The organism is Mesorhizobium sp. M5C.F.Cr.IN.023.01.1.1 (assembly GCF_003997585.1).
Classification (GTDB): domain Bacteria; phylum Pseudomonadota; class Alphaproteobacteria; order Rhizobiales; family Rhizobiaceae; genus Mesorhizobium; species Mesorhizobium wenxiniae.
The window spans coordinates 19,333-43,603 of record NZ_RZSU01000035.1 but is presented as its reverse complement, the minus strand read 5'-3'; the positions used below and the strand labels follow the sequence as shown (position 1 = coordinate 43,603).

Below are 24,271 nucleotides of genomic sequence, written 5' to 3'. Positions count from 1 at the left end.
TACCCATACCCGTTGAAGTATAGATAATCAACGAAAGCTTGGAATATCCGACTAGATTTGTCGACCGCCGCGGAGGTCAAATGGATTTGCGTCCTGTAACAGAGAAGCCCACTCCCGCAGACCTGTAGCCGGCTCTCCAACGGCCGAAGAGACCGATTGTGGCTTTTCAGTGCGTAGAGTCCCCGTACGATCGGTGGTACCCTTCTCGGCTGTCAAGTTTGGGAGTGTGAGAATGTGACGGGCCTCAGGGAATGGTTGGTCTCGCTGCAGCTCGAGAATTATTGTGAGAAACTCGTCGAGCAGCGTGTGGATCTCGACGTGCTCTCAGACCTGACCGAAGCAGACCTCGCTGCCCTCGGCGTGCCGCTTGGCGATCGCAAGCGCATGATGCGGGGCATCCGGGCGCTGCGTCAGCGCGAAGCGCCTGCACCTCTGCGTACGGCCGCATCACCAGAGCTTAGCGAATTTGCATGCGCTCGATCGGGACAACTCCTACTCTATCCAAAAGAGGAATTGCGCCAGCTGAGCTTGCTGTTTGCAGACCTCGTGGGCTCGACACAGCTGGCCAAGAACCTCGACCTCGAGAGCTACCGCGACGCGATCCGCAGTTATCATCTCTGTTGCTCCGACCTGGTTCGCACAAATTTCGGCTTCGTCGCACAATTCCGAGGCGATGGTGTGCTCGCCTACTTTGGCTACCCGACCGCCGAGGAGGATGACGCCGAGCGTGCAGTCGCAACCGGGCTGCAAATAATCCGGGACGTGGCGCGGCTCGAGCTTGCCGATCATGTGCCGCTCGCCGCCCATGTCGGCATCGCCACGGGGGAGGTGCTGGTGAGCGATCTCGTCGCGGGTCGGCTGACGATTAAGGACGCGGTTCTCGGCGACACGCCCAATCTTGCCGCTCGGCTCCAGGTTGTGGCGAAGCCGGGCCAGGTCATTGTTGCTGGAAGCACCCGGCGCCTGCTTGGTAACCAGTTCGATTGTTCCTTCCTCGGCAATCAGCGGATCAAGGGATTCGATAAGCCGCAGGAAGTCTGGCTCGTCCGTGGAATGAAGGCGAGTACGTCACGTTTTGCCGCGCGGTCACAGGGCCGGATGACTCCGTTGGTTGGCCGGGAGGAGGAACGCGAAATCCTGCAGCACCGCTGGGACAAGGCGCGCGCGGGCGAAGGACAGGTGGTGCTTATCTCCGGCGAGGCCGGGATCGGCAAATCGCGGCTGGGCGAGTGGCTGCACGACGCTATTGCCGCTGAGGCTCATTACCGATTGAGCTATCAATGCTCGCCCAATCATAGCGGCAGCCCCTTCTTTCCGATCATGATGCAACTTGCTCAAGCCGCTGAGCTTGGCGAAGACGACAGCGTTGACGAGCGGCTAGACAAGCTTGAGCATCTCCTCGCGCAGGGGACCCAGGACGTCGCGAGTGTGGCGCCTCTGTTCGCACACTTGCTTTCGATCCCGTTCGAACACCGCTATGGGCCGCTCGACCAGCCGCCCGAAGCGATCAAGGAGCGTACGATGATGGCGCTGCTCGAACAACTTTTCGGGTTGGCGGCGCGTCAACCCGTCTTGATCTGCTTTGAGGACCTGCAATGGGTCGATCCCTCCACCGAGGAGCTGCTCGACGTGCTGGTCGAACGGTTCGGTGGAAGCCCGGTCCTGCTCCTGTGCACATTCCGGCCGGGCTATGAGGCGCCCTGGATCGGCCGCGCCGGGGTGATACACCTGGCGCTCTCGCGGCTCGACCGGAGGCGCTCGCTAGAGCTCGTCATGCGGATCGCCTCGCACGGGCAAATACCAAAGGGCCTGCTCGAACAGATTGTCGTCAGGACGGAGGGCGTGCCGCTCTTCCTTGAGGAGATGACCAAGTCGGTTATCGAGCATAGACAGCTTTCAGTTGACGGCGCTCCGTCGGAAGTCATGCTTCCCGCATCGCTCAAGGAGTTACTGATGGCGAAGCTCGACAGCCTGTCGAGCGCCCGCGAGGTTGTTCCGCTTTGCGCCGCGATTGGTAGGAGCTTCTCGTATCGGCTTTTGGCTGCAGTTTCGGAACTGTCGGAGAAGGCGCTCCAGCCGATCCTGGACCAGCTGATACAATCGCAGATTCTGTTGCGTCGGGGCGAGTACCCCGAGGCAACCTTCACCTTCCGCCACGGGCTAATCCAGGAGGCGGCCTACGAGACCATGCTGGCGAGCCGGGCGCGAAAACTGCATGCTCGGATCGCAGATGTGTTCAACACCCAATTTGCCGAGGTTGCGGAGGCGCGGCCTGAGGTTGTTGCTCAGCATCTGAGCCGCGCCGGTCGCGTCGCCGAGGCACGCGATCGATGGAGGGCGGCGGCCGTACTTTCGATCGCCCGCTCGGCCAACATCGAGGCCTGCGCCCACCTGAACCAGGCTCTGGCCGAGAATGCGAAACTGGCTGAGAATCCGGAGCGCACAGCGGGAGAGATTGCACTGCGCGAAATGAAGCGCGAGCCGATTGAACTCTGCGGCTGGGGGTCCGAAGATATCGAGCTGAACCTGCGGCGACTCTACGAGCTACGCGAGGAGCATGGGGACAGGGATGAACTGTTCTCGGTAATCTACGGCAGCTGCGGCACGCATTTGCTCGCCGGCCGCATCGGCGCGGCCGAGGCCGACGCCGATCGCATGGCTGCGCTCGCCGAAGAGACAGGGGATCCGGCCCACGACATTCTCACCGTCCATACTCGGGCTCTCCTGGCGTTCCTCTCCGGCCGCTTTGTGGTGGCGGTTGACGGCTTCGACCGCGAGATCTCCGCTCTCCATCCTGAGCACGCCGCCCGGATCCGGCGCCACTACATCGCCGACCCCGCGATCGTGGCTCGGGTCATGCAGGCGTGGGCTCTGACGCTTTCAGGCGACGACGCAGGTGCAACTGCGCGCATAGCCGAGGCAGAGCGGCTGATCGGGATGCAAGGGCAGAGCTTCAGCCGAATCTACGGGCTGACGATCATCGCCTCTATCCGGCAGACCCGCGGCGAAGCCCGGGCGGCCCTAGAGTTGGCCACCGCCGCCTGGCAAATGGCCCATGAGGAGCGGGTGCCGTACTGGGAGGCCTGGGCTGACGTGGTGCGCGGATGGGCGATGACGGCGACTGGCGACGTTGATCAGGGGCTGGCCACGCTGCGCGACGGGCTTGCGGCCTACGCCCGCACCGGCGCCCGTCAGATGCTTCCCTACGGCCAGACGCTCCTCGCCGACGCCTTCCTCAAGGCGGGGCGGATCCAGGATGGACTGGCGGTGATCGAACAGCTTGAGCAAGAGGACGCGGCCAACGAGGTCCGATTCTTCGACGCCGAGCGGTTGAGGGTAGCCGAGGCGCTGCGACCCGCGGCCGGCGCGTGAAACCACGGAAGAGGCCGCCAGCTTGGCAGGTCGCGTTACTTGGTGTTGATCAGCGGCGGATTCTTGCAGCGGCCGAGGCAGTAGTAGGGCGGCGCGGCCCCGGGCGGCAGGGTCTCTGGGGGATAGAACAAGAACATCATATCGATGCAGGCTTCCGGGTCCGGCAGCAGAAGATGTCGGTAGTTGTCTCTCCAATCGCCATGATCGCGCATCATGACGCGCTCGTTCGGCTCAAAGAGACCGTCATCATCGTGGTCTACCCACAGCCTTTCCACCTTGATCAGCACCCCCTTGGCCCAAAGCTTATAGTTGAAAGGAGCCGCCGTCTGAGCGTTGACCGGAATGTCACCGCCGGGGAACACGTTGTTTGGATCCGCGGTGTTCTTTCCGAGCACTTGGAACACGTTATCGCCGATCCCAACTTCGTATCTGAAACGGTCGATGTCGACGGTGCCGTTGGGCATCCCGATGGTGATCTGGGTCGTAACGTTGAGGTAACCGCCCTTGGCTTGGTGATCGAAGAAATAACCGTCGATGTGACCACGCGCGTCTATGATGATATTGAGGTCAGGCTCGAACATGCCGGCGGGGGACTTGGCTTCTGCGGCCTTGAGCAAGGCATGCCCGAAGATGCCGCCGAGACCGGTGAGGCCCCGCGACATGTTCTCTCGGCTCCTCCCATCGCCTTGCCGGATCTGATCGATCAACCGTCCGATCGGGAGGTCCTCAATCAAGTCGTCGCGCATGCTCCTTAGGATTTGGCGAAGTTTTGCTTCGTCGTCGATTGCCTGCTGAAAACTGTACATGGGTAACGGCGTCGGCAGCTTCTCGGCCTGCCCGGCCTGCGGGGACATCGGCTCGACGTCCCCCGTCATCAGGCGGGTCGGTTCGTAATAGCCGTTCTGGGCAGCAACCGCCGAAGCAGCCAGCGCGGCCATAGTAGTCAGCCCGAGCAGGAGCAGCAGCTGGTTTGGCCACATGGTGGATCCCTCCTAGAACCCGTGGCAACGAGAGAGACGCAAGCCCCGGGCAGGAAATCACTCTTGCAAAGCGCTGGCCCCCTTCACGCAAGGCTCTAACATAACAATTCAGGAAAGGAGCGTCAATTTTCACCGGATTCTTCTTTGTTTCCTCAAGACATTTGGCAAGACGTAGGGAAAATTTAAGCAAACAATCCTACAACTACACGCGTGGTTGAACCCACATATGAACGTGGGAGCAGACGAAGCTCAGCAAAACGGACACGCGTTATCACACCCCGACAGCCGTAGGAGAGTTGATAGTCGGCCCTAAAGTCCGAGACGCGTCGGACGGGTGTGGCCGCCACCGCGGTGACCAAGATGAATTGGCATGGATCTTCTCCCAGCCGTCCTCCGCTCCCGCTGCGCTTAAAGCGAGCCGGTGAATTATAACGGTAAGCAGGGCCTCACTAATGTTTTGTCGGTCGGCGTTGCTGACTTTTATTTTCTCGAGGCAGTCGGCTCAATTAGCGCACCCCCAGGAGCCAAGCGTCCGCTTTCGGGAGGGGAATCAGGCTAGCAAGTCCGGATTGGGTGAGTTCAAGCCGATGCCCACGGCGGCCTGAAGGTCCGTACCTGAAACCTGCCTTTCCGCTTCCGGCCCTGAGCGGTCCTACGGCTCCGATACAAAGCGACAGATTATGATCACTAACTATAGAATTGCTGCTGGGCTATTCGAAGGAATAGGTGAATCCTCCTTCGGAGGCTCCCACAGTCACTTTCGTCATCTTTTCGCCCTCGAGCGACCGGTTCAGCACGCCACGGCTCAATTCCGGCAGAAGCGTGTTTGTCAAAATGGCGTCGATCATCCGCCCGCCGGATTCGATCTCGGTGCAGCGGGCCTTGACCAGATCCATGACGCCGTCACCGATCACCAGCTCGGCATCGTTGCTTGAACGCAGCCGGCGGGCGATTTTTGCGAACTGATGGCGGGTGATCGCTTCGATCATCGTGTCCGAGAGCGGGTAGTACGGGATGGTCACCACCCGGCCAAGGAAGGCCGCGGGGAAAACCTTCAACAGCGGGCCGCGCAATGCCGTGTCGAGATCGTCGAGCCCCGCCCGTACCGTGCCGCTGCTGGTCCGGTCCATGATGACTTCGGAGCCAACGTTCGAGGTGAGCAGGATCAGCGTGTTTTTGAAATCGATCCGCCGGCCTTCGCTGTCGTCCATCATTCCCTTGTCGAAGACCTGGAAGAAGATTTCATGCACGTCGGGATGCGCTTTCTCGACCTCGTCAAGCAGGATTACCGAATAGGGCTTGCGCCGGACCGCCTCGGTCAGGATGCCGCCCTTGCCGTAGCCGACATATCCGGGTGGCGCGCCCTTCAAGGTAGAGACCGTGTGCGCCTCCTGGAACTCGGACATATTGATCGAAATGAGGTTCTGCTCGCCGCCATAGAGCGTCTCGGCCAGGGCCAGCGCGGTTTCGGTCTTGCCGACGCCCGAGGGACCGCAGAGCAGAAAAACCCCCACTGGCTTTTCGGGCGCGCCGAGCCCGGCCCGGCTGGTCTGCACGCGCCTGGCAATCATTTCCATGGCGTGATCCTGACCGACCACGCGCTCGGACAGGGTAGCGGCGAGCCGCAGCGCCTTTTCGGTCTGGCTCGACAGCATCCGGCCAGTCGGGATGCCGGTCCAGTCCTGCACCACGGCAGCCACGGCATTGCGGTCGACGGACGGCAAGATCAGCGGCGTCTCGCCCTGCGCTTCTGCGAGTTCGGCCATCAGCTCCCGCAGCCGCGCGAGATCGGCAGCCGGATCGGGTGGAGAAGGATCGGCAGTGGCCTTTGCATCCGCATCGGTTTCAGGCGTTTCGATCTCGGGCGTTTCGATCTCGGGCACATCCGCACTTGCTGTTTCGGCAACCGCCTCGGGAGTCTCCACAGTGTCGAGCGGCACACCCTCGCCGCGCAGCCTGGCGCGCAATTCGAGTATCTCGCCAACCAGCGCCTTTTCCTGATCCCAACGTTCCTGCGCGGCAGCAAGCGTGAGTTCGGTCTCGGCAAGCCCGGTTTCGACCCGAGCCTGCCGGTCGGCCACGCCGATGCCAATCGCTGCCTCGCGGCCGATGATGGCGCGCTCGACCTCCAGCGCCTGGCGGCGGCGCATAATGTCCTCCACCTCCGCCGGGGTGGCGTGCTGCGAAATGGCGACACGGGCGCAGGCGGTGTCGAGAAGGCTCACGGCCTTGTCGGGCAGCTGCCGCGCCGGGATGTAGCGGTGGGACAGGCTGACCGCCGCCTCGATCGCCTCATCGAGGATCTGCACCTTGTGGTGCTGCTCGAGGACACCGGCGACACCGCGCAGCATGAGAACGGCCACCGCTTCCGACGGCTCATCTATCTTGACGACCTGGAAGCGACGGGTAAGCGCCGGGTCCTTCTCGATGTGCTGCTTGTATTCGGCCCAGGTCGTTGCCGCGATCGTGCGAAGCTCACCCCGCGCCAGCGCCGGCTTCAGCAGATTGGCCGCATCACCGGTCCCTGCCGCGCCGCCGGCGCCGATCAAGGTGTGAGCTTCGTCAATGAAGAGGATGACCGGCGTTTCGGAGGATTGGACCTCGTCAATGACCGCCTTCAGCCGTTTTTCGAATTCGCCCTTTACGCTTGCGCCCGCCTGCATCAGGCCGACATCGAGCATACGCACACTGACGCCCTGCAGCGTGGGCGGCACGTCGCCCTCGGCGATGCGCAAGGCAAAGCCCTCGACGACCGCGGTTTTGCCGACCCCGGCCTCGCCGGTCAGGATCGGGTTGTTTTGCCGGCGTCGCATCAGGATATCGACGATCTGCCTGATCTCGGGATCGCGCCCGACGACCGGATCGATCTTGCCGTCGCGGGCGCGCTGGGTCAGGTCGGTGGCATACTTCGCCAGCGCCGAATCCCCGCCCGGAGCCCGCCGCGGTGTTTCGGAGGCGGGAGCTATAGCGGGGGAACCGGCCTCGAGCGAACCCTCCATGATATCGGCGAACCGCGCAATGACGGCCTGCGCATCGATCTTGTCGAATTCACCGCTGATCTTTGACAGCAGGCCTTCCAGCACCGGCGTCTTCAGGCAGGCGAGCAGAATATGCCCACTGCGGACTTCCTCGACGCTGAATTCCAGCCCCGCCAGGCTCCAGGCTTCCTGGATGGCGTGAAAGATATGATCGGAAAACTCCTCGATCGAAGTGGCGCCATACGGCAGCTTGTCGACGGCGCGGGTCATATCGGCCGTGAGCCGGCTCGCATCCACCCCGGCGTCTGCCAGTATCAGTTGCACATCCGAGCGCTCGGAAAGCACCAGTTGTTCGATGAAGTGAACGAGCTCGACATAAGGATTGCCGCGCAGTTTGGCGGTGTCGGCCGCAGCCTTGAAGGCACGCAAACAGACGGGGTTGAGCTTGCCGACCAATTCCTTGCGTTTAAAGCTCTGCGACGACCGGCGCTGTTCCATCGAACTTGCTCCTCCAATCTGCCAGGCGATAAACTGCCACATAAGCAGCGACTTGACAAAGAGCGTTATCGACGGGGCGTCTGGTGTTCGAACCAGTCGACTTCTTCCCTGACAGCAAAAGCCGACGCCATCAGCTACAAGCCGTGGAGTGCCCAGCTCTTTGCGGTGCCTTCACATATAGGGTTCGACAATTGCGCCAGCGATTTCGAGCTCAGGCCCCGCTCTGCAAGCTTCCATTAAGATTGAGCAGCAACTAAATTGTGGTAAAGTGTCGCGGTGTGGTAACGTTGGGTCACGCACGGCCCAGGAGCCGCTCGCTGGGGGATGGTGTGATTGATCTCGCACTCTGGCTGAATCCGCTGGACGGTGAAAATCCGTCAGGGGAGGATTTGCGCAACGATCCAGCGTTTCATGAGCTGGAGCGTCTGACGGAACAGCAGAAAAAGGTCGAGTATCAAGGGAACGCCAAGTTAGAAGTTGCCGTTCCGATCGACTGGTCCACCGTGCTCACCAAGGCCGAAGAGCTGCGTCCACACGGCCGGGACCTGCGCCTCCTCGTCATCGTTACGCGTGCTCTGGCCAACGAGTATCGGCTGGCCGGGCTGGCTGAGGGCCTGACCCTCATAGCGCAGACCTTCGATCAGCACTGGGCAACCATGCACCCGGCCCTGCGGTCCGGTGCTACGCCGCGCGACGCCGCCCTGCGCCGCATCAATGCGCTGACTGACCTCCAGAACAGCCAGGATGGCCTGCTCAAGGATTTGCGGAAAATGACGTTTTTCGCGCCGCGTGCAATCGGCCCGATCCTCGGCGAAGATCTGGAGAAGGGCGCGCTCGACGAGCGTGTCATGCTTCAGGAAGCGGCCTCGGGAATGAACGCGACCGAAAAGGCGGCTCTGGCGAGCGCGCACAGCCAATTGGTGAACCGGGTGCGCAGCGCATGCGTCGCACAGATCGATCAGGCCGCCGCGGAGATGACGTCGCTCTTTGCCAATGCGCGCGCCGCGATCGAGGCCCTCGAGGCGGTGGAGACCGCACTCAATGCCCGCATCGAGGGCAGCGGCGCCACCGTTCCGGAATTAAAGCGGTTTCTGCAGCGTTTGCTGACGACCCTCGAACGAAACTCGGCCGCCGGCGCCACCGCGAATGGCGCCGCAAAGCCTGTTTCCGCGCCTGCAGAATTAGCAACGCCTGTTCGAAACGGTAATGGAGCCGATACGATGGCAAGTATGGCAAGTTACGCGGAACCGAGCACGGGGCTCCCTGATCGGATTTCCTCGCGCGACGACGTCGTGAAATGCCTCGACCTCGTCGTCGCCTTCTATGACCGCACCGAACCGTCGAGCCCGATCCCGCACCTCGCCCGCCGCGTACGCCGGATGGTGCATATGGATTTCGTTGAACTGATGGAAGATCTCGCCCCTTCGGGGCTGAAGGAGTTCCGGCTTCTTGCCGGCGTTCCCGATGCCAAGAAGACGGCCCAGAAGGATGAAAGGTAACGAGCCATGGCAGCTGAAAGCAAAGCGAAAGTCATCGAACGGAACCGCGCGCCGCGCGTGCAGATCGCCTATGACGTGGAAACCTATGGCAGCCCAACGACGATCGAATTGCCGTTCGTCATGGGCGTGATGGCCGATCTTTCCGGCGCTTCACAGACCAGGGAAGCGATGAAGTCGGTACTGGACCGCTCCTTTGTCGAGACCGATGCCAACCGCTTCCCCCGTTTCATGGAGGCGCTTGGGCCGCGCGTCAAAGCCCGCGTGAAGAATACGCTGCCTCAGGCTGAGGGCGCCGAGCGGGAGGAAGAGCTGGCACTCGATCTTACCTTCACCAAAATGGGCGATTTCGCACCGGACAAGATCGCCGAGCAAGTTCCGCAACTGGCCGAGATCCTCAAGATGCGTCGCCAGCTCGAGGAGCTGCTCGGCTTCATGGATGGCCGCGTCGACGCCGAAAAGCGCATCGCGCAGCTTCTGAACAACGAGCCGCTTCTTGGCAAGATCGCCAGCCAGGCACTGGCCGACGAAGACAAGGTTGAGGTGTAAATCATGGCCGAACAGCAAAAAACCGCAGCCGTCGCCGCCGAGGCGGAGGCCATCGATCTCGGAGAATTCAGCGGGCTCCTCGAGAAGGATTTCAAGGTCAAGAAGGACGACAGCGAGAAGCTGCAGCAACTCGTTCGCAATCTCGCGCTGGCGGCACAGTCCCGTTCCGATACCACCACCATCTCGTCCAACGCGATCAAGTCGATCAAGTCGCTGATCGCGGGCATCGACAAGATGCTGTCGGAACAGGTCAACGAGATCCTGCACGCGCCGGAAGTGCGCGAAATGGAAGGCACTTGGCGCGGGCTCTGGTATCTCGTCAACAACACCGAAACGGATCAGAAGCTGAAGATCCGGGTGATGAACATTTCCAAGGAGCAGCTCGCCGATACGCTTGAAGACTATGAAGGCCAGATGTGGGATCAGAGCCCGATCTTCAAGAAGGTCTATACGGACGAGTATTCGATGCTGGGCGGCGAGCCGATTGGCTGTCTGATCGGCGCCTACGAATTCTCTAACCATCCGCGTGATGTCGGCTTGTTGCGCAACATCTCGGGCATTTGCGCCTCCGCGCACACGCCGTTCATCGCGGCCGCGTCGCCACGCCTGTTCCGCATGGACAGCTGGCAGGAACTGCCGAACCCGCAGGACCTGCAGATGATCGTCTCCAACCCGGCCTATGCCTCGTGGCAATCGCTGCGCGAGAGCGAGGATGCGCGCTATATCGGCTTGACCATGCCACGCGTCCTGGCACGACTGCCGTATGGCTCGGAGACCGTTCCGGTGAAGGGCTTCACCTTCGAGGAAGAGGTCCACGGCGACCACAACAAATATGTCTGGATGAACGCCGCCTTCCCGATGGGCGTGAACATAAACCGCAGCCACAAGCTTTATGGCTGGGGCACACAGATCCGCGGCGTCGAGAATGGCGGCACGGTCATCAACCTGCCGGTGCACAGCTTCCCCACCGATGACGGATCAGTGGCGATGAAATGTCCTACGGAAGTCGCCATCGACGACCGGCGCGAGGCAGAACTGGCCAAGCTCGGCCTGATGCCCATCCTGCACAGGAAAAATACCGATCTAGCGGCTTTCATCGGCGCGCATTCGCTGCAGGATGACGAGACACGTGCCGGCCGGCTGGTCGATCCCGACGCACAGTCGAACGAGCGGCTGAGTGCCAACCTGCCCTATCTTTTCCCGGTTTCCCGCTTTGCGCATTACCTCAAAGCCATTGCGCGCGACAAGATAGGGTCGTTCAAGGAGCGGTCGGACATGCAGATCTGGTTGACCGAGTGGATCAACCGATACGTGCTGGCCAACCCGGCCTTTGCCGACGACAAGGCGCGCGCCAAGCGCCCGCTTGCTGCGGCCGAGGTCCAGGTCGACAGCGTGGAAGGACGGCCGGGCTACTACAATGCTCGCTTCTATCTGCGTCCGCATTACCAGCTGGAGGGCATCAACGCTTCGCTTCGGCTGGTGTCGGAACTGCCGTCCGTAAAGACTTGATTCGCAGCAACCACACCTTGTTCTGTTTGAAAGCGGTGGAGAAAGACAATGCCAGTGAAAATTGATGGTTTTCTAAAGGTTCCGGATATCAAAGGTCCAAGCGTTCGAGACGGCCACGAGGATGAAATCGAAGTCCATGGGGTCGATTACAAGATAATCGCGCCGTACGATCCGAATTCGCTCTCACGCCGCGGTCGTGTTTCCCTGGGGATGATCAAGTTCACCAAGCACTATGACAAGTCGTCGCCCTATCTGAAAAAGGCGCTGTTCGACAACAAGGCGCTGGACGAAGTTGTGTTCTCCGCCCGCCGGACCATCGATGGGGAGACCAGCGACTATCTGGTCGTTACCCTGACCGACGCATCAATCATGGAATACGACATGTCGCAGGCCGAGGACGAGGAAGACCTGATCGAGGAGGAGGTCAGCTTCGCCTACAAGAAGATCAAGTTCGTCTATGACAAGGATGACGAAATCGAAATGGATGTCTATGTCGGCAAGTGAGGCCCGGCGGCCCCGCTCGGACAAGTTACAAATCACCGGCAGTTCGCGAGCGAAACGCGAAGCGGTCCAACCCTCTCTTTGGGACCGCCTCGTCAACGACCTGCCGGGCGTGACCTCCGAGATAGACGGGCTGCGCCAGACCTTACGGGACGAGCTTGGCGAGGACCGGCTGGATACCCTGCTGGCGGGCAGCGCGCGGCTTATCGATACCGACGCGGAGCTGACACCCGATCAGAGGCGGCGTCTGCAACGCCTGGCCTTTCAGACCCAACACCGCGCGGAGATCGAAAGCCGTGGCGTGGTCGTATCGGCTCGCGTCCTCAAGGAGGCCGTGCGGCGCGACATCGAGGCCTTGTTCAACACCGAGCGTTTCGAAGCTGTTCCGCTTCTCTCCGATTTCGAAAGCGAACAGGCCGCAGACAATCCGCCATCGCTGGCCGATTTTCCGGAGGTGCGCCGAAGTGTGGTCAACTACGGCGTGCCTTCCTTCTCGGGCCGTTCGTCCCGCGACTTTGATCGCGAGACCCTGGCGCGCGAGATCCGCTCGGTCCTTGCCACGTTCGAGCCCCGTCTCAAGGAAAGCGCAACCAAGGTAACGGTGACCCTTGGTGACAAAAGTGTGGGCCTGAAGATCGAGATAGACGCTGTGCTGATCATGACGCCGACGCCGGAACGCATGCGCCTGCGCACCACGATCAATCTCGATAACGGCCTGGCGCGGACCGAATTCAGGGACAGCTGACATGGATCGGGTCTTCGTAGAATATTACGAGGAGGAACTGACCCATATCCGCGGACTCGCGGCGGAATTTGCCGACATGCATCCGGCGGTGGCGCGCAATCTTTCGCTTGATACGGTCCCCTGCCCGGACCCATACGTCGAGCGTCTGCTTGACGGCGTCGCTTTCCTCGCTGCGCGCACCCGGTTGAAAGTCGATGCCGAGCGTTCGCGGTTTTCACGCAGCGTCCTGGATGTCCTCTATCCCGATCTGGTTACGCCGGCGCCGGCAACGGCGATGGCAGTGCTGAAACCCGGCCAGCAGGTCCAGTCGATGATTGCCGGCCATGTCGTCAACCGGAACACGCGGCTGGTGTCCAGTCTGCAACCCGGCCTGTCGACGCGCTGCACATTCACCACCGCGCAGGAAATCACGCTTTGGCCGATAACGATCACCTCGGTAAGCTATTTCCAGGATCGCAGCGGGTTGGCAGCGGCCGGCATAACACCGATCGGCGGCGTTGGCGGCGAGGCGGCGCTGCGTATCACGCTGGGTCGGGCCGGAAAAGGCAGGCTCGACGAACTGGCGCTTGAGCGGCTTGATTTCTATTTCGCCGGGCGCGCCAAAGCGCCATTGCTGTTCGACGCGATTTTCGGCGCCTGCTCGGCCGTTGGTGCACGAGCCGAGGGTAAGGCCAATCCGCTGGCGCCTTTGCCAGGGCCCGAAATGGTCGGCATCAGCGACGACGAGGCATTGATGCCTCGAACCCGTCCGACATTCGAAGGGTACCGTCTGCTGCGCGAATATTTCATGATGCCCGAGCGCTTTCACTACGTGCGGGTTTCAGGACTGCAATCGGTCGTGCGCAGATGCGACGCCGGGCTCGAGATCATCTTCATGTTCCGGCGTCCAGTACCCGAACTTGCCGATGTGACGCCGGCGGATTTTGAACTTTTTGCGACGCCGATCATCAACCTCTTCGAGCGTGACTGCAACGTCATCGAGCTTGATCCGCGCAGAACGCGGCAAGTGCTGCATGCCGACCGCACGCGGGCGCGGGACTTCGAAATCTATCGGGTCACCCACGTCGAGGACGCCGACGCCGAGGGTCCCGACGCCGAAATTCCGGAGCTCTTCAGCCTGGGGCAAAACCGCAGCAATGGCTGGGTCTACTCCACCGAACGGCGGCCTCGGCGGGCCACCGAAGATGAACGGCGCGACGGGTTGACCCGTACTTCATACACCGGAGACGACGTTTTCCTTTCGGTTTCACGGCCGGCCGGAAGCCCGGCGAACCGGCCGCTGAAGCGTCTCGACATCATGGCACTTTGCACCAACCGGGACCTGCCGATCCTCGACGACAACCCTACCTTGACGCTGGAGACTGGCGATCCGGTCGAAACGGTCCGGCTTATCGGTGCGTTGCGGCCGCCCCAGCCGGCTATCCCGGCCGCGCTGCCGGCGGGCGCCCAAGGCGAATCCCGCGCCGACAATCTCGCCTGGCGGCTGGTGGCGCAGTTGGCGCTCAACTTTCTCAGCCTTGCCAAGGAAGGCCGCGGTGTCGATCCGCTGCATGCGCTGCTCGATCTTTATGCCGACCGGGGAGATCCGAGCCTCGCCCGCAATGTGCACTCGATCGTTCGCATCGACTCGCGGTCCGTCATCGAACGGCTGCAGATCGATGGGCCGATGTGCTTCGGACGGGGCACGGAAGTGACGCTGCATGTGGACCAGTCGGTCCTGGCAGGGCAAAGCACATTGCTGCTTTCAGCCTTGCTTGCCCGGCTGTTTGCCCGTCACGCCGGACTAAACGGCTTTGTGCGGACCCGCACGCGGCTGCTGCAGAAGCAGGAGGATGTGCCATGGCCGATGACGCCCGGCAATCGCTACCTGATCTAGACAAATTCGACCTGGACCGGGTCGAAGAGCTGGATGATACATTCGATTTTTTCGAACTGTTGCGCCGGCTCGAACGCAGGGGCGAGCTATTCGGCTATTCCGGCCACGCGGATCGCGAGCCGGCAAGGCTCGGGCAGCATGTGCGTCTTAGCTTTTCCGCCAAGGACGTGGTTGCGTTCCGTGAAGCGAAGGACAAGACGCCGGGGAAGGTCGGGACGCCGGCCCGGGTCACGGTTGCAAATCTCGGGCTGATGGGACCGGAAGGCCCGATGCCGCTCCATTTGACCCGTTGGGTGCTCGATCGTCTGTCGCAGCGCTGGTTCACCGGCGCCGACGCACGGCAGACCAGCGACACGACGTTCGTGGACTTCGTCAATATTCTCCAGCACCGCATGATCGCCCTGTACTATCGGGCCTGGGCCGACGCGCATCCGGCGGTACAGGTCGAACGGGCGGTCGGCGGCCGTGTAAGGGCCATGCTTGAAGCCATGGCGGGAATCGGACTTCCCGGCACCGACAATCCCGATCTCGACGCCGTGAAGCTTCGCCAGGCCGCGTCGCTCGCCAGCCAGGTCGACGGTCCGGAGCGGCTGACGCTGTTCCTGGCGGAAGCGTTCAAGGTGCCGGTCCAGATCAAGGAGTTCGTTGCTACCTGGATGACCATACCGGCGTCGCTCCAGACCCGACTTGCCCAAGCTTACGCGGTGCTGGGTCGCGGGGCGACGATCGGCCCGCGCGTTTTCAGCCGCCAAAGCAGGATCGAACTCCGCGTCGGCCCGCTTGGGTATGAGGAGTTCAAAACGTTCCTGCCGGGCGGTCAACGTCTGAAAATGTTCAAACAGGCCGTTCGCGACATGGTTGGGGAATCGCTCGATGTCGATCTGCGGATCGTGCTCGCGCGTGAAGCAGTGCCGCAGCCCCGTATCGGAGCGGTGCAGCTCGGCCGAACCAGCTGGCTTGCGCGGCCCGCTGAAAGGGGCGATGCTGACGATATGCGGCTGCGGACAATCGTCGGATGGCGGCCGGAAATGGCGGAGGTCGCGGCATGAGTCTGCTGCTGACGCTGGAGCACGGGCCACGCACCCAGGCGGTACGGCAGACCCGGCTGGACGAGGGTGAACTAGTGATCGGCCGTAGCGCGGACGCGGGCTGGCAGATCGACGATCCCGACATGTTCGTTTCACGCGCCCATTGCAGGATCACCGGTGGGCGGGATGGGTATTTCGTTACCGACACATCAAGCAGCGGCTTGTTCATAAACGACTCCGACAGCCCGCTCGGCGCCGGGACGTCGGTCCGTCTTCAGAACGGCATGCGGCTGAGGCTGGGCGACTACATCGTAGGCGTCGATCTGCAGACGCCGGCCGCTCAAGCACCAGCAGCCAGCCAATCGTTCCCGGAACGGTCGCCGCCGGCATCACGAGCGCCGGTAAGCATCGGCCGCGATGATTTCTTTTCAGCCCCTGTCGAAGAAGAGCCGCGCCGACCGCGCCCCGCAGATCTGCCGAACCCGTTCGAGCAGCCAATTCCAGGAGCGTTCGAGCGCGCCAGCCAGCGCAGTTCGCCTGCCTTCGACGACCCGTTCAGCCTCGACCCGGTGTCAACGCCCGCGCCGAAAGGCGCTGGCTATTCCGAACCACGTGGTGCATCGGGTTCCGCAGACCCATTCAGCCTCGATCCGGTGCTTTCCGGTGCAACCGAGTCCGTTCCAGGAAGGTCATCCGAATTCGATGACGATTTCGGTTTCGGGCCGGCCGCGTCGCCCGATGTGAGAAACGGCGCCGGCTCGACTGGTCAACGCCAACACATCGCCGGAAGGCCGCAATCGGCCAATCCCTGGGATTTGCCTGGCCAGGCGGCAGATATGCCTTCTCCGCCACGTGCCGGCGTTGCCCCCAAATCCGCCCCCTCCCCGGCAGCGGCGCAACAGGCGAACATGGCCCTTCGCACCGCGTTCTTGCGTGGCATGGGCATTGAGGAAGCCGATTTTCCCGGACGCGACAGCGTCGCGGAAATGGAGAAATTCGGTCGCGAGTATCGGCTCATGATGGAAGGCCTGATGCAGCTGCTGCGCAAGCGAGCCGAGGAAAAGGGGAACGCTCGCGTCGCCCAGACGGTGGTGGGGGCCTCTGAAGTCAATCCGCTCAAGTTTCTGCCGACGGTCGACGACGCCATCGTGACCATAATCGCGGAGCGCAGCCCCGGATTTCTGGCCGGCGAAGCGGCAATCGCCGACGCGGTCCGCGATCTCGCGCAACATCACGTGCGCGCCTGGCGAGGCGTGCAGTCCGCGTTGCGGCGAATGATTGACCGTTTTGACCCGGCAGCGATCGAGAAAGAGCTCAAGTCGAGTTCCGCGATCGGCACGCTGCTTTCGGGCGGGCGCAGCGCCAAGCTGTGGGAGCTATACCAGAAACGCCATCGTGAAATCGCCCAGAGTGCGGAATCGAGCTTCCTCGGCGAAATCGGCGCTGATTTTCGGGATGCATATGAGGAGGAGTGAAAAATGATCAATCGCCGTGAATTTATCGTTGCCTTGGGCGCAACCGGGCTGCTGGCTGCTTGCCAGAGTGGTCCGCCAAAACCATCGGCGGTCACTGTCAATCTGACCGGCGCGGCCGGCATGAACCCGGGACCAGGTGGCGGCGACCGGCCCGTGACGGTCCTCGTGATGCGGCTGCGCAGCACCGGTAAATTCAACTCGGCCGATTATTTCGCGCTGCAGGGGGATGCTGGCTCCGCACTCGGAGGCGATCTCATTGGATCCGACCAGATCTCCATCGGACCTGGAAAGACCGCATCCAAAACCATCACGGTCGAGCCGGACGCAGCTGCGCTCGGCTTCGTTGCCCTCGTTCGCGAGCCTGGCGGCCGGAGCTGGCGTACAACGAAGTCGGTGTCGCCGGGGTCAAAAGTAACCGTCAACGTCACGCTTGGCAGCGGCGGCATTTCCGCCTAGCGGCCAGGGCAAGGGGTGCTCGATGCAGGAAGTTGCGGCATGAGCGATGCAAACAGGGTGCTGTGGTCCGAAGGCCTGTTTCTCCGGACCCAGCATTTTCAGCAGCAGGATCGCTTTTTCGAGGCGACTGTGCGTGGCGCGTTGCAGGCCGGCCAGCTCCATACGTTCGGCTTTCAGCAGCTGACGCTGGACCAGGCAATGCTTGACGCCGGCCAGGTCTCCATCCTGTCGGCCCGGGGCATCTTTCCGGATGGGACCCCCTTCTCAATCCCAGACATGATGGATGCGCCACGACCGCTGCCGGTCACCGCCGACACGGGCGCCGGACCGGTGCTGGTCGCCCTGCCGCTCGAGCCTGCTGGCGGTGTCGGCTTCGATCCGGCGCACGCCGCATCCACCGGCGCGCGCTATCATGGGCGCATCGTTACCGTCCGCGACGCCGTCCAGGGCGGTTCAGATCCTGAAGAAATCGAAATCGCCCGTCCGCAGGCGATGCTGCTTGCACCCGGAAAATCGGTTGGTGGCTACACCGCCCTGCCCGTAGCCGACATCAAAGGGGTTCGAGCCGATGGCGGCGTCTCCCTGGATGAGACGTTCCTGCCGCCGACATTGGTTACCGGAGCGGTGGCCTGGTATCGGCAGTTGCTTTTGGAAGTTGTCACCGGCCTCGACCAAATCGCCGAGGCGCATGGCAAAATGGTCTTGGGCGGGCCAGGGCGCAGCGTCGAAGACCTGTTGATGCTCAATCTCGCCAATGCGGCGCGTCCGCGACTGGCCCACATGCTGGCGCAGGATGTTTTCCATCCGGCCGAGCTTTACCTGGAGCTTGCCGGTCTTGCCGGTTCGATGGCGACCTATGGCTCGAGCGCGCGGCGGCTGAGCGAGTTGCCCGCCTACGATCACATGGCGCCCGGCCCCGCCTATTCGGCGCTGGCGGACGCCTTGCGCTCACTCATCCTGAGCCTGCGCTACATCGAGCCTAAATCACGCGCGCTACCTGTCATGCGGCATTCGACCAATGTCTGGAAAATCCGCATCGACAACCCGAAACTGCTGGTGGCCAGCCGAATCGTCATCCGGGTCGGTTCCGAGCTGTCGGAAGACGCCTTGCGTAAGATTTTCGTCAACCAGGCGACTGTCGGTTCGGCCGATCAGTTCGAGGGCCTGTGGAAATCGCGTCTACCCGGCATTCCACTGAAACCGCTTCATTCCCAGCCCCGCGAAATCCCCTATGATGGCGATCGGCTGTGCCTTGAGCTGGATCAGAAAAGCGAGCACTGGGCATCGCTGCTCGATGCCCCCGGCTTTGTCATTGGCGTGTCGGGTGTACTGCCGAGCGAGCCGCAGGTGGACTGCTATTCGGTAAACAGGTGAGATGATGAGCCGGGATGATCCTTTCGGACTGTCGGAGGATCGCGAACGCACTCGCATACGACTTACCGGCGCGCCGATGCCGCGACCGATGACGCCACTCTTGTCGGGTGTGCCAATCAAACGGTCGCGTACGCATCCCAACACGCTTGTCAACGCATTCGCGCCCCTGCTCGAGTTCGCGCCCGAGCTTGAAAGCGCACTGCCGCCGGAAAACCCGGAAGCGTTGCGCACCCGGTTGCTCGATGAGTTGGTTCGGGCACGCGACGCGGCAATGGCGGCAGGATCCTCTCTGGAGCGCGCCGACCAGGCAGCCTGGGTGGTGGCGGCGTTGCTAGACGATCTGGCCTTGAACACGCCATGGGGTGGTGCCAGCGCATGGCCGCGCCAGCCGCTTGTGGTGATGCTGCGAGGCGATGTCGATGCCGGCACGCAGTTCTTCACGCGTCTCGATGAACTGGAGCGCCATCCGAACCGGGATCGCGAGCTGCTCGAACTGCAATATCATTGCCTGGCGCTCGGCTTCCGCGGCAAGTATCGTGTGCCAGGCCGGTCGGGCGACCGCTCGCTCAACGCTGTTCGCGTTGCTGCGGCGCGCTTTCTGCGCGATGCCGATGCCGATGCCGCGCCGCTGTCGCCAAACTGGAAAGGCGTGATCGCATCCGACGAGCCGCAGCGCTTCATCGTTCCGATCTGGGTGATGGGGCTCGGTGCGGCGGTTATCGCCACGGCAATCTATCTCGGGCTGTCGATGGGACTGAGCAGTCAGGCGGTCGAGCTTTCCACCCTCGTTCGTGCTTTGCCGCCACCCACGCGCGGCGAAATCAGCCGCACATCGCCACCGGTCGACGCGCCGCCGCCAGAGGCGGTGGATTTCGCGCTGGTGCCGGAGTTTCAGGCCGGAGCGCCGGCGAATCTCAGAGCCGCGCTAAGCGGCACCGAGAGCGTTTCGCTGGCCAGGCTGATCATTCAGGCCTCCAACCCCGAACTGTTCCTGTCGTCGCGGCCGACACTGACGGAAGGCTTCGAACCGCTGATCGGTTCAATCGCCAAAGTGATCCTCGCCAATCAGGAACTGATCGGAAATATCACCGTGGTCGGTCATACCGACAGTGTTCCTTTGCAACGGTCCAATCCGCTTTCCACCAACCAGCGGCTGTCGGAAGCGCGCGCAGCGACAATTGCCGACATGCTGGTCCAGAACGGTGTGCCGCAGGACCGCATTCGCTTCGAAGGACGTGCAGCTACCGATCCAGTGGCCGACGACAGCACGCGCGCGGGACGGGCCTTGAACCGCCGCGTCGAGGTGCTGGTCGAGAAGAGGCTGTGAGATGTTCATTCTGCGCTTCGTATGGGCGGTTCTGACATCGCGCTGGCTGTGGACGTTGATCGGCATCACGCTGCTGTCTCTGGTTATCTGGGTGTTCGGCCCGATCGTCAGGGTCGGTGCTTACGAACCCTTCGCCTCGGAAAACGTGCGCATTGTCATCATTGCGCTGCTGGTCATCTTCTGGCTGATCTGGCTGATCGTCGCGCAGCGCCGGGCGATCCGAGCCAACCGCATGTTCGTCGCCGAAATCGCAGCGCCAGCGGTGGAAAAACCGCTGAGCCCCGGCGAAGAGAACGTCGCAGCCGTTGGCGCCAAGTTCGCCGAGGTGATGGCCGAACTGAAGCGCCGCAAGCTGGGCGGACGCAAGTTCCTGCGCGAGATGCCCTGGTACGTGATCGTTGGGCCGCCGGCAACCGGCAAGACCACGGCTTTGCGCCAGTCCGGCCTGAACTTTCCGATCGATCTCACCGACGACCTGCAGGGGGTCGGCGGCACGCGCAACTGCGACTGGTTTTTCTCGGAGAACGCGGTTCTGATCGACACGGCGGGCCGCTATGTGCAGCAGGAGAGCCAGCCGGACGTCGATGCGGCGGAATGGCTGGGTTTCCTCGACCTCTTGAAAAAGCATCGCGGCCGCCGGGCACTGAACGGCGTGATCGTCGCGCTGTCGATCGACGCGCTTTCGGAGGGCGACGAAGCCATCAAGGCTCATGGCCGCAAGATCCGTCGTCGGCTGGCAGAGCTCAACGACCGGCTCGAAATCCGCCTTCCAGTCTATCTGATGCTGACCAAGGCCGATCTGATCAAGGGTTTCGAGGCTTTCTTCGGCGGCCTGTCGACGGCCTCGCGCGAGCAGGTGTGGGGCACGACCTTCGCGCTGGATGCGCGTGTCGACGCAAAGACCATAGAACGGGAAATCGCCACCCTTGCGACGGAACTCGAGCGGCGGCTTGTGCCGCGCCTGGAGGACGAGGACAAACTCGCCGTCCGCGCCGAGATTTTCAGATTTCCCGCTCAGCTGACGAGCTTGTCCGAACCTATCCAGGTTCTGGTCGAGGCGATGTTCGGCGAAAGCCGGTACGAAGAAGCCGCCTGGCTGCGCGGCCTCTATCTGACGTCGGCGACCCAGGAAGGGGCCCCCATCGACCGGCTGACTGCGGCGCTGTCGTCATCCTTCGGTCTTCCGCCGCGACGGGCGATGCCGGCGCCGCGCGTTGAAAAACGCAGCTTTTTCCTGAAGAACCTGCTGACCGAGGTCATCTTCAGGGAAGCTGGCCTGGGAACGTTCGATCCGCTGGCGCAGCGCCGCCGCGCCTGGATTTGGCGTGGCGCCGCCGCAGCATGTGCCGCCGTGGCCTTGTTGGCCGGCGCGGTGTTCACCTGGTCCTACTTTGACAACCGGAATGCCATCACAGCACAGGCGAGCCAGTTCGAAGCGCTGCAGGCGCCACTGACCGCAGCAGCCGCGAGCCCGGCATCGGTGGAGCAGCCCGCCATCGATAGCGCGCTCAATGCGATGGCCGAGGTCGTAAATGCGCGAACGGCACCGCCGAGCAGTGCGCAGGATCTGCTGGGGCCATCGGCCTCGGCGGAGCTGCTGCGGGCACAGGCCGACACTTACGACCACGCTCTGCGCAACATTCTCGAGCCGCACATGGTGGCTCTGCTCGAGGCGACGATGTGGCGGCAGATCCGCGATCCGGATTTCATGCTGGGGGCGCTGAAGACCTATCGTATGATGACGGGCCTGTCGCAGATGGATGCCGATTTCGTCCAGAACTGGTGGGTGAACGACTTGCCGGAATTCGCACCGGCGGCGCCCTTTCCGACCGCCGACGCGGAAGAGCACCAGCTTGCCGCGATCCACCGCATGGCGGTCGACGACAGCTACACCGCCCCGGATCAGGCGCTGGTTGCCGAGGCGCTGAAGACAGTTTGCACGATTTCGCTGCCGGCGCGTGCCTACAGGCAGTTGCTGGCCGACCCTGCGGTGGCCGGACTTAAGGAATGGATCCCCGCGAATTTCGCCGGTCCCAACGGCGCCAAGGTTTTTGCACGGCGTTCCGGCAAGACGCTGCGCGTCGGCATTTCGGGCGCGTTCACCTATTCCGGCTTCCACGATGCCATTCTCGACCGGGTCGAGGACGTCGCCGCGCAGGCGGCGCTGGACCGGGCGGTCTTCGCCGGAGGCTGCTCGGAGAATGCCGAAACCTCTGTATCGGCGCTGTCCGAGGATATTCTAAAACTCTATTACGAAGACTACATCGCACAATGGGACAGCATCCTGCGCGATATCAGGCTCGCGCCATTGGCCGACCTGAATGTCGCCAGCGAGAACCTCAAGGACCTTTCGAGTGCCGACTCCGCGCTGAAGCGCCTGCTTACGGCGGTCGTTCAGGAGACCGAGCTGACCCGGTCCGATGAAGCGCCGGCCGACAACAAGGCGGCAGCCAAGGGCACCTCGAAACTGCTCAGCAAACTCGGCAAAATTGGCAAGCTGGCCAAGACAGGCGCAAAACTGCTGCCGCGCGCAGGCTCCGCCAACGAGGTGGATCTCACCGGCAGTCTGGTGGCCGAACACTTCAAGCCGCTCAAGGGGGCGATTGCCGAGGTCGACGGCCAGCCGCCGGCGCTCGACGCGGCAGTGGTGGCGCTGACCGCACTTTCGAACGTGCTGCAGACGGTCACGGCCAATCCCGACCCGCAGGACGCCATCAAGAAGCAAGGTGGGCTGGCCGAACTGACCGGAGCGGTCGCCAGGCAAGCACAGATCCTGCCCGATCCGGTCGACGACTGGCTCGGCGGCATCGCCGGCGACACCAGCGGCCTGACACAGAAGGCGGTCACCTCGGAACTCAACGCCATCTGGCGCGCCGACATCCTGCCGTTCTGCCAGGCGGCGCTGAACGACCGCTATCCGTTCAGCCCCGAAAGCGCGGTCGACGTCAATGTCCGCGATTTCGCCCGCCTGTTCGGGCCGGCCGGGATGATCGACGCCTTCATCAACGATCATTTGATCAGCTATGTCGACACCGCCAGCCAGCCATGGAAATGGCGCGCCGATTTTGGCCTCGACGCGGCGGCCCTGGCGGCGTTCGAACAGGCCAGGCGGATCCGCGACGATCTGTTTCCAGGCGGTACGGGGCCGGTGATGAGTTTCACGCTCCAACCGAAGGACCTGTCGCCCAACGTCACGCGTGTGACCCTCAATCTCGATGGCCAGAGCCTCGTCTACTACAACAACGCAACGCGGCCGCAGCCGATGACCTGGCCCGGCAAGGACGGAACCGGCGTCATCTCGCTCGCCTTCCAGCCGATCGACGGCTCGCCCGAAGTCATGCTCAACGAGACCGGCAGCTGGGCGTGGCTGAGGCTGCTGCGCAGCGGCCGCTTCACCGGCACCTCGCTGTCCGACGTCTACAGCCTGCGACTGGGCACGCAAGGCATGTACGCGGATTTCGAGCTCAAGGCGGCAAGCGTCGAAAATCCCTACAATTTGCAGATGTTCAAGAAGTTCACATGTCCGCCGCAGATATGATCCTGCCCGGCTTTTATGGAAAGATGCCTGCCACCGGCGATTTCGTCTCGCGGCGGCTGCCGGGGGATTTTGTCCGCATCTGGGACCGCTGGCTGGCGCAGCACATCGTGCCGCTGATTGGCCTCGAGGCCTGGCCGCACGACAAGGCGCTTCGCTTTCTCGCCGGCCCCGCTTCCTTCGGGGCCTCCGCAGGCGTTATTCTGCAAAGCGCCGACAGGGTCGGCAGGCAGTTTCCTTTGAGCATCGTCGCGCGGCTTCCTGACGCTTCCGTTCAGCTGGCTCGCGCCGACGCGTGGTTTTCCAGGATCGAAGAGGCTGCCATCGCCGCCCAGCAGGGCGAGCTGACGCCCGACGAACTGGATGTCGCGCTAGCCGAACTGCCGGTGCCGCCTGTCAAGCCGGGCGGAGAGGACATCAGCGACATGGTGATGTGGACTGCGCATTCCGACATTTTCGATGTCAATCCGCAAGCGCCACAAGCGACGCTGGAGCAAATCCTCGCCGCCAGTTGGGAGACCAGCTGATGCAGATCTTTCCAAGACCGTTGAGGGCCCGCTGGTTCAGCATCG

16 protein-coding genes are annotated in these 24,271 nt (G+C 62.6%); 14 read left to right on the top strand and 2 right to left on the bottom strand.

Translation table 11 applies throughout. The features are described from left to right. The first annotated feature begins 234 nt into the window (after positions 1–234). Complete coding sequence (locus EOA78_RS16185; RefSeq protein WP_127315984.1) at positions 235–3,372, top strand: AAA family ATPase; 3,138 nt, start codon at positions 235–237, stop codon at positions 3,370–3,372. Between the two features lie 35 nt (positions 3,373–3,407). Here EOA78_RS16185 and EOA78_RS16180 read toward each other — a convergent pair whose 3' ends face one another. After that, positions 3,408–4,352 (bottom strand): hypothetical protein, encoded by a 945-nt coding sequence (locus tag EOA78_RS16180; RefSeq protein ID WP_127315983.1) that lies wholly within the window; start codon positions 4,350–4,352, stop codon positions 3,408–3,410. 710 nt (positions 4,353–5,062) lie between these two features. Beyond that, positions 5,063–7,828: a type VI secretion system ATPase TssH gene (gene tssH, locus EOA78_RS16175; RefSeq protein WP_127315982.1), complete on the bottom strand. Its 2,766-nt coding sequence runs from the start codon at positions 7,826–7,828 to the stop codon at positions 5,063–5,065. A gap of 329 nt (positions 7,829–8,157) precedes the next feature. On the opposite strand from tssH, the gene tssA reads away from it, so the two are divergent. The 13 genes from tssA to tagF are packed head-to-tail and all read left to right on the top strand — an operon-like array spanning position 8,158 to position 24,226. Beyond that, positions 8,158–9,327 carry a type VI secretion system protein TssA gene (gene tssA, locus EOA78_RS16170; RefSeq protein WP_127315981.1) on the top strand — a complete coding sequence of 390 codons (1,170 nt, stop codon included), beginning with the start codon at positions 8,158–8,160 and terminating at the stop codon, positions 9,325–9,327. Positions 9,328–9,333: 6 nt separating this feature from the next. Further along, complete coding sequence (gene tssB, locus EOA78_RS16165) at positions 9,334–9,873, top strand: type VI secretion system contractile sheath small subunit (RefSeq protein ID WP_095519757.1); 540 nt, start codon at positions 9,334–9,336, stop codon at positions 9,871–9,873. A 3-nt stretch (positions 9,874–9,876) separates the two neighbouring features. Then, a complete protein-coding gene (gene tssC / locus EOA78_RS16160; RefSeq protein ID WP_095519758.1) occupies positions 9,877–11,382 on the top strand; it encodes a type VI secretion system contractile sheath large subunit in 1,506 nt (501 codons plus the stop codon). Between the two features lie 48 nt (positions 11,383–11,430). After that, positions 11,431–11,886: a type VI secretion system tube protein TssD gene (tssD, locus tag EOA78_RS16155; protein ID WP_023801311.1), complete on the top strand. Its 456-nt coding sequence runs from the start codon at positions 11,431–11,433 to the stop codon at positions 11,884–11,886. Continuing rightward, on the top strand, positions 11,873–12,628 hold the full coding sequence (tssE, locus tag EOA78_RS16150) for a type VI secretion system baseplate subunit TssE (protein WP_127315980.1): 756 nt from the start codon (positions 11,873–11,875) through the stop codon (positions 12,626–12,628). Before tssD ends, tssE begins: the two co-directional genes overlap by 14 nt. A 1-nt stretch (position 12,629) precedes the next feature. After that, entirely contained in the window at positions 12,630–14,504 is a 1,875-nt protein-coding gene (gene tssF / locus EOA78_RS16145) for a type VI secretion system baseplate subunit TssF (protein WP_127315979.1), read from the top strand. Beyond that, entirely contained in the window at positions 14,468–15,553 is a 1,086-nt protein-coding gene (gene tssG / locus EOA78_RS16140; RefSeq protein ID WP_127315978.1) for a type VI secretion system baseplate subunit TssG, read from the top strand. Before tssF ends, tssG begins: the two co-directional genes overlap by 37 nt. Then, positions 15,550–17,007 carry a type VI secretion system-associated FHA domain protein TagH gene (tagH, locus tag EOA78_RS16135; protein ID WP_127315977.1) on the top strand — a complete coding sequence of 486 codons (1,458 nt, stop codon included), beginning with the start codon at positions 15,550–15,552 and terminating at the stop codon, positions 17,005–17,007. The genes tssG and tagH overlap by 4 nt, the downstream gene beginning before the upstream one ends. A gap of 3 nt (positions 17,008–17,010) precedes the next feature. After that, positions 17,011–17,463: a type VI secretion system lipoprotein TssJ gene (gene tssJ, locus EOA78_RS16130; RefSeq protein ID WP_127315976.1), complete on the top strand. Its 453-nt coding sequence runs from the start codon at positions 17,011–17,013 to the stop codon at positions 17,461–17,463. A gap of 39 nt (positions 17,464–17,502) precedes the next feature. Then, positions 17,503–18,837, top strand: coding sequence for a type VI secretion system baseplate subunit TssK (gene tssK / locus EOA78_RS16125; RefSeq protein WP_127315975.1), 1,335 nt, complete (start codon positions 17,503–17,505; stop codon positions 18,835–18,837). A 4-nt stretch (positions 18,838–18,841) separates the two neighbouring features. Continuing rightward, positions 18,842–20,164 (top strand): type IVB secretion system protein IcmH/DotU, encoded by a 1,323-nt coding sequence (icmH, locus tag EOA78_RS16120; RefSeq protein WP_127315974.1) that lies wholly within the window; start codon positions 18,842–18,844, stop codon positions 20,162–20,164. 1 nt (position 20,165) lies between these two features. Next, a complete protein-coding gene (gene tssM, locus EOA78_RS16115; RefSeq protein WP_127315973.1) occupies positions 20,166–23,702 on the top strand; it encodes a type VI secretion system membrane subunit TssM in 3,537 nt (1,178 codons plus the stop codon). Further along, entirely contained in the window at positions 23,684–24,226 is a 543-nt protein-coding gene (gene tagF, locus EOA78_RS16110; RefSeq protein WP_245477525.1) for a type VI secretion system-associated protein TagF, read from the top strand. The genes tssM and tagF overlap by 19 nt, the downstream gene beginning before the upstream one ends. Positions 24,227–24,271: the final 45 nt, after the last annotated feature.

What these genes read in the sequence shown, in the direction of transcription:
- tssB (WP_095519757.1), top strand. Translation starts at nt 9,334, where the DNA reads ATGGCAGCTGAAAGCAAAGCGAAAGTCATCGAACGGAACCGCGCGCCG.
- tssG (WP_127315978.1), top strand. Translation starts at nt 14,468, where the DNA reads ATGGCCGATGACGCCCGGCAATCGCTACCTGATCTAGACAAATTCGAC.
- tssE (WP_127315980.1), top strand. Translation starts at nt 11,873, where the DNA reads ATGTCGGCAAGTGAGGCCCGGCGGCCCCGCTCGGACAAGTTACAAATC.
- tssC (WP_095519758.1), top strand. Translation starts at nt 9,877, where the DNA reads ATGGCCGAACAGCAAAAAACCGCAGCCGTCGCCGCCGAGGCGGAGGCC.
- tssH (WP_127315982.1), bottom strand. Translation starts at nt 7,828, where the DNA reads ATGGAACAGCGCCGGTCGTCGCAGAGCTTTAAACGCAAGGAATTGGTC.
- tagH (WP_127315977.1), top strand. Translation starts at nt 15,550, where the DNA reads ATGAGTCTGCTGCTGACGCTGGAGCACGGGCCACGCACCCAGGCGGTA.
- tssD (WP_023801311.1), top strand. Translation starts at nt 11,431, where the DNA reads ATGCCAGTGAAAATTGATGGTTTTCTAAAGGTTCCGGATATCAAAGGT.
- icmH (WP_127315974.1), top strand. Translation starts at nt 18,842, where the DNA reads ATGAGCCGGGATGATCCTTTCGGACTGTCGGAGGATCGCGAACGCACT.
- tssF (WP_127315979.1), top strand. Translation starts at nt 12,630, where the DNA reads ATGGATCGGGTCTTCGTAGAATATTACGAGGAGGAACTGACCCATATC.
- tssM (WP_127315973.1), top strand. Translation starts at nt 20,166, where the DNA reads ATGTTCATTCTGCGCTTCGTATGGGCGGTTCTGACATCGCGCTGGCTG.
- tssK (WP_127315975.1), top strand. Translation starts at nt 17,503, where the DNA reads ATGAGCGATGCAAACAGGGTGCTGTGGTCCGAAGGCCTGTTTCTCCGG.
- tagF (WP_245477525.1), top strand. Translation starts at nt 23,684, where the DNA reads ATGTCCGCCGCAGATATGATCCTGCCCGGCTTTTATGGAAAGATGCCT.
- EOA78_RS16180 (WP_127315983.1), bottom strand. Translation starts at nt 4,352, where the DNA reads ATGTGGCCAAACCAGCTGCTGCTCCTGCTCGGGCTGACTACTATGGCC.
- tssJ (WP_127315976.1), top strand. Translation starts at nt 17,011, where the DNA reads ATGATCAATCGCCGTGAATTTATCGTTGCCTTGGGCGCAACCGGGCTG.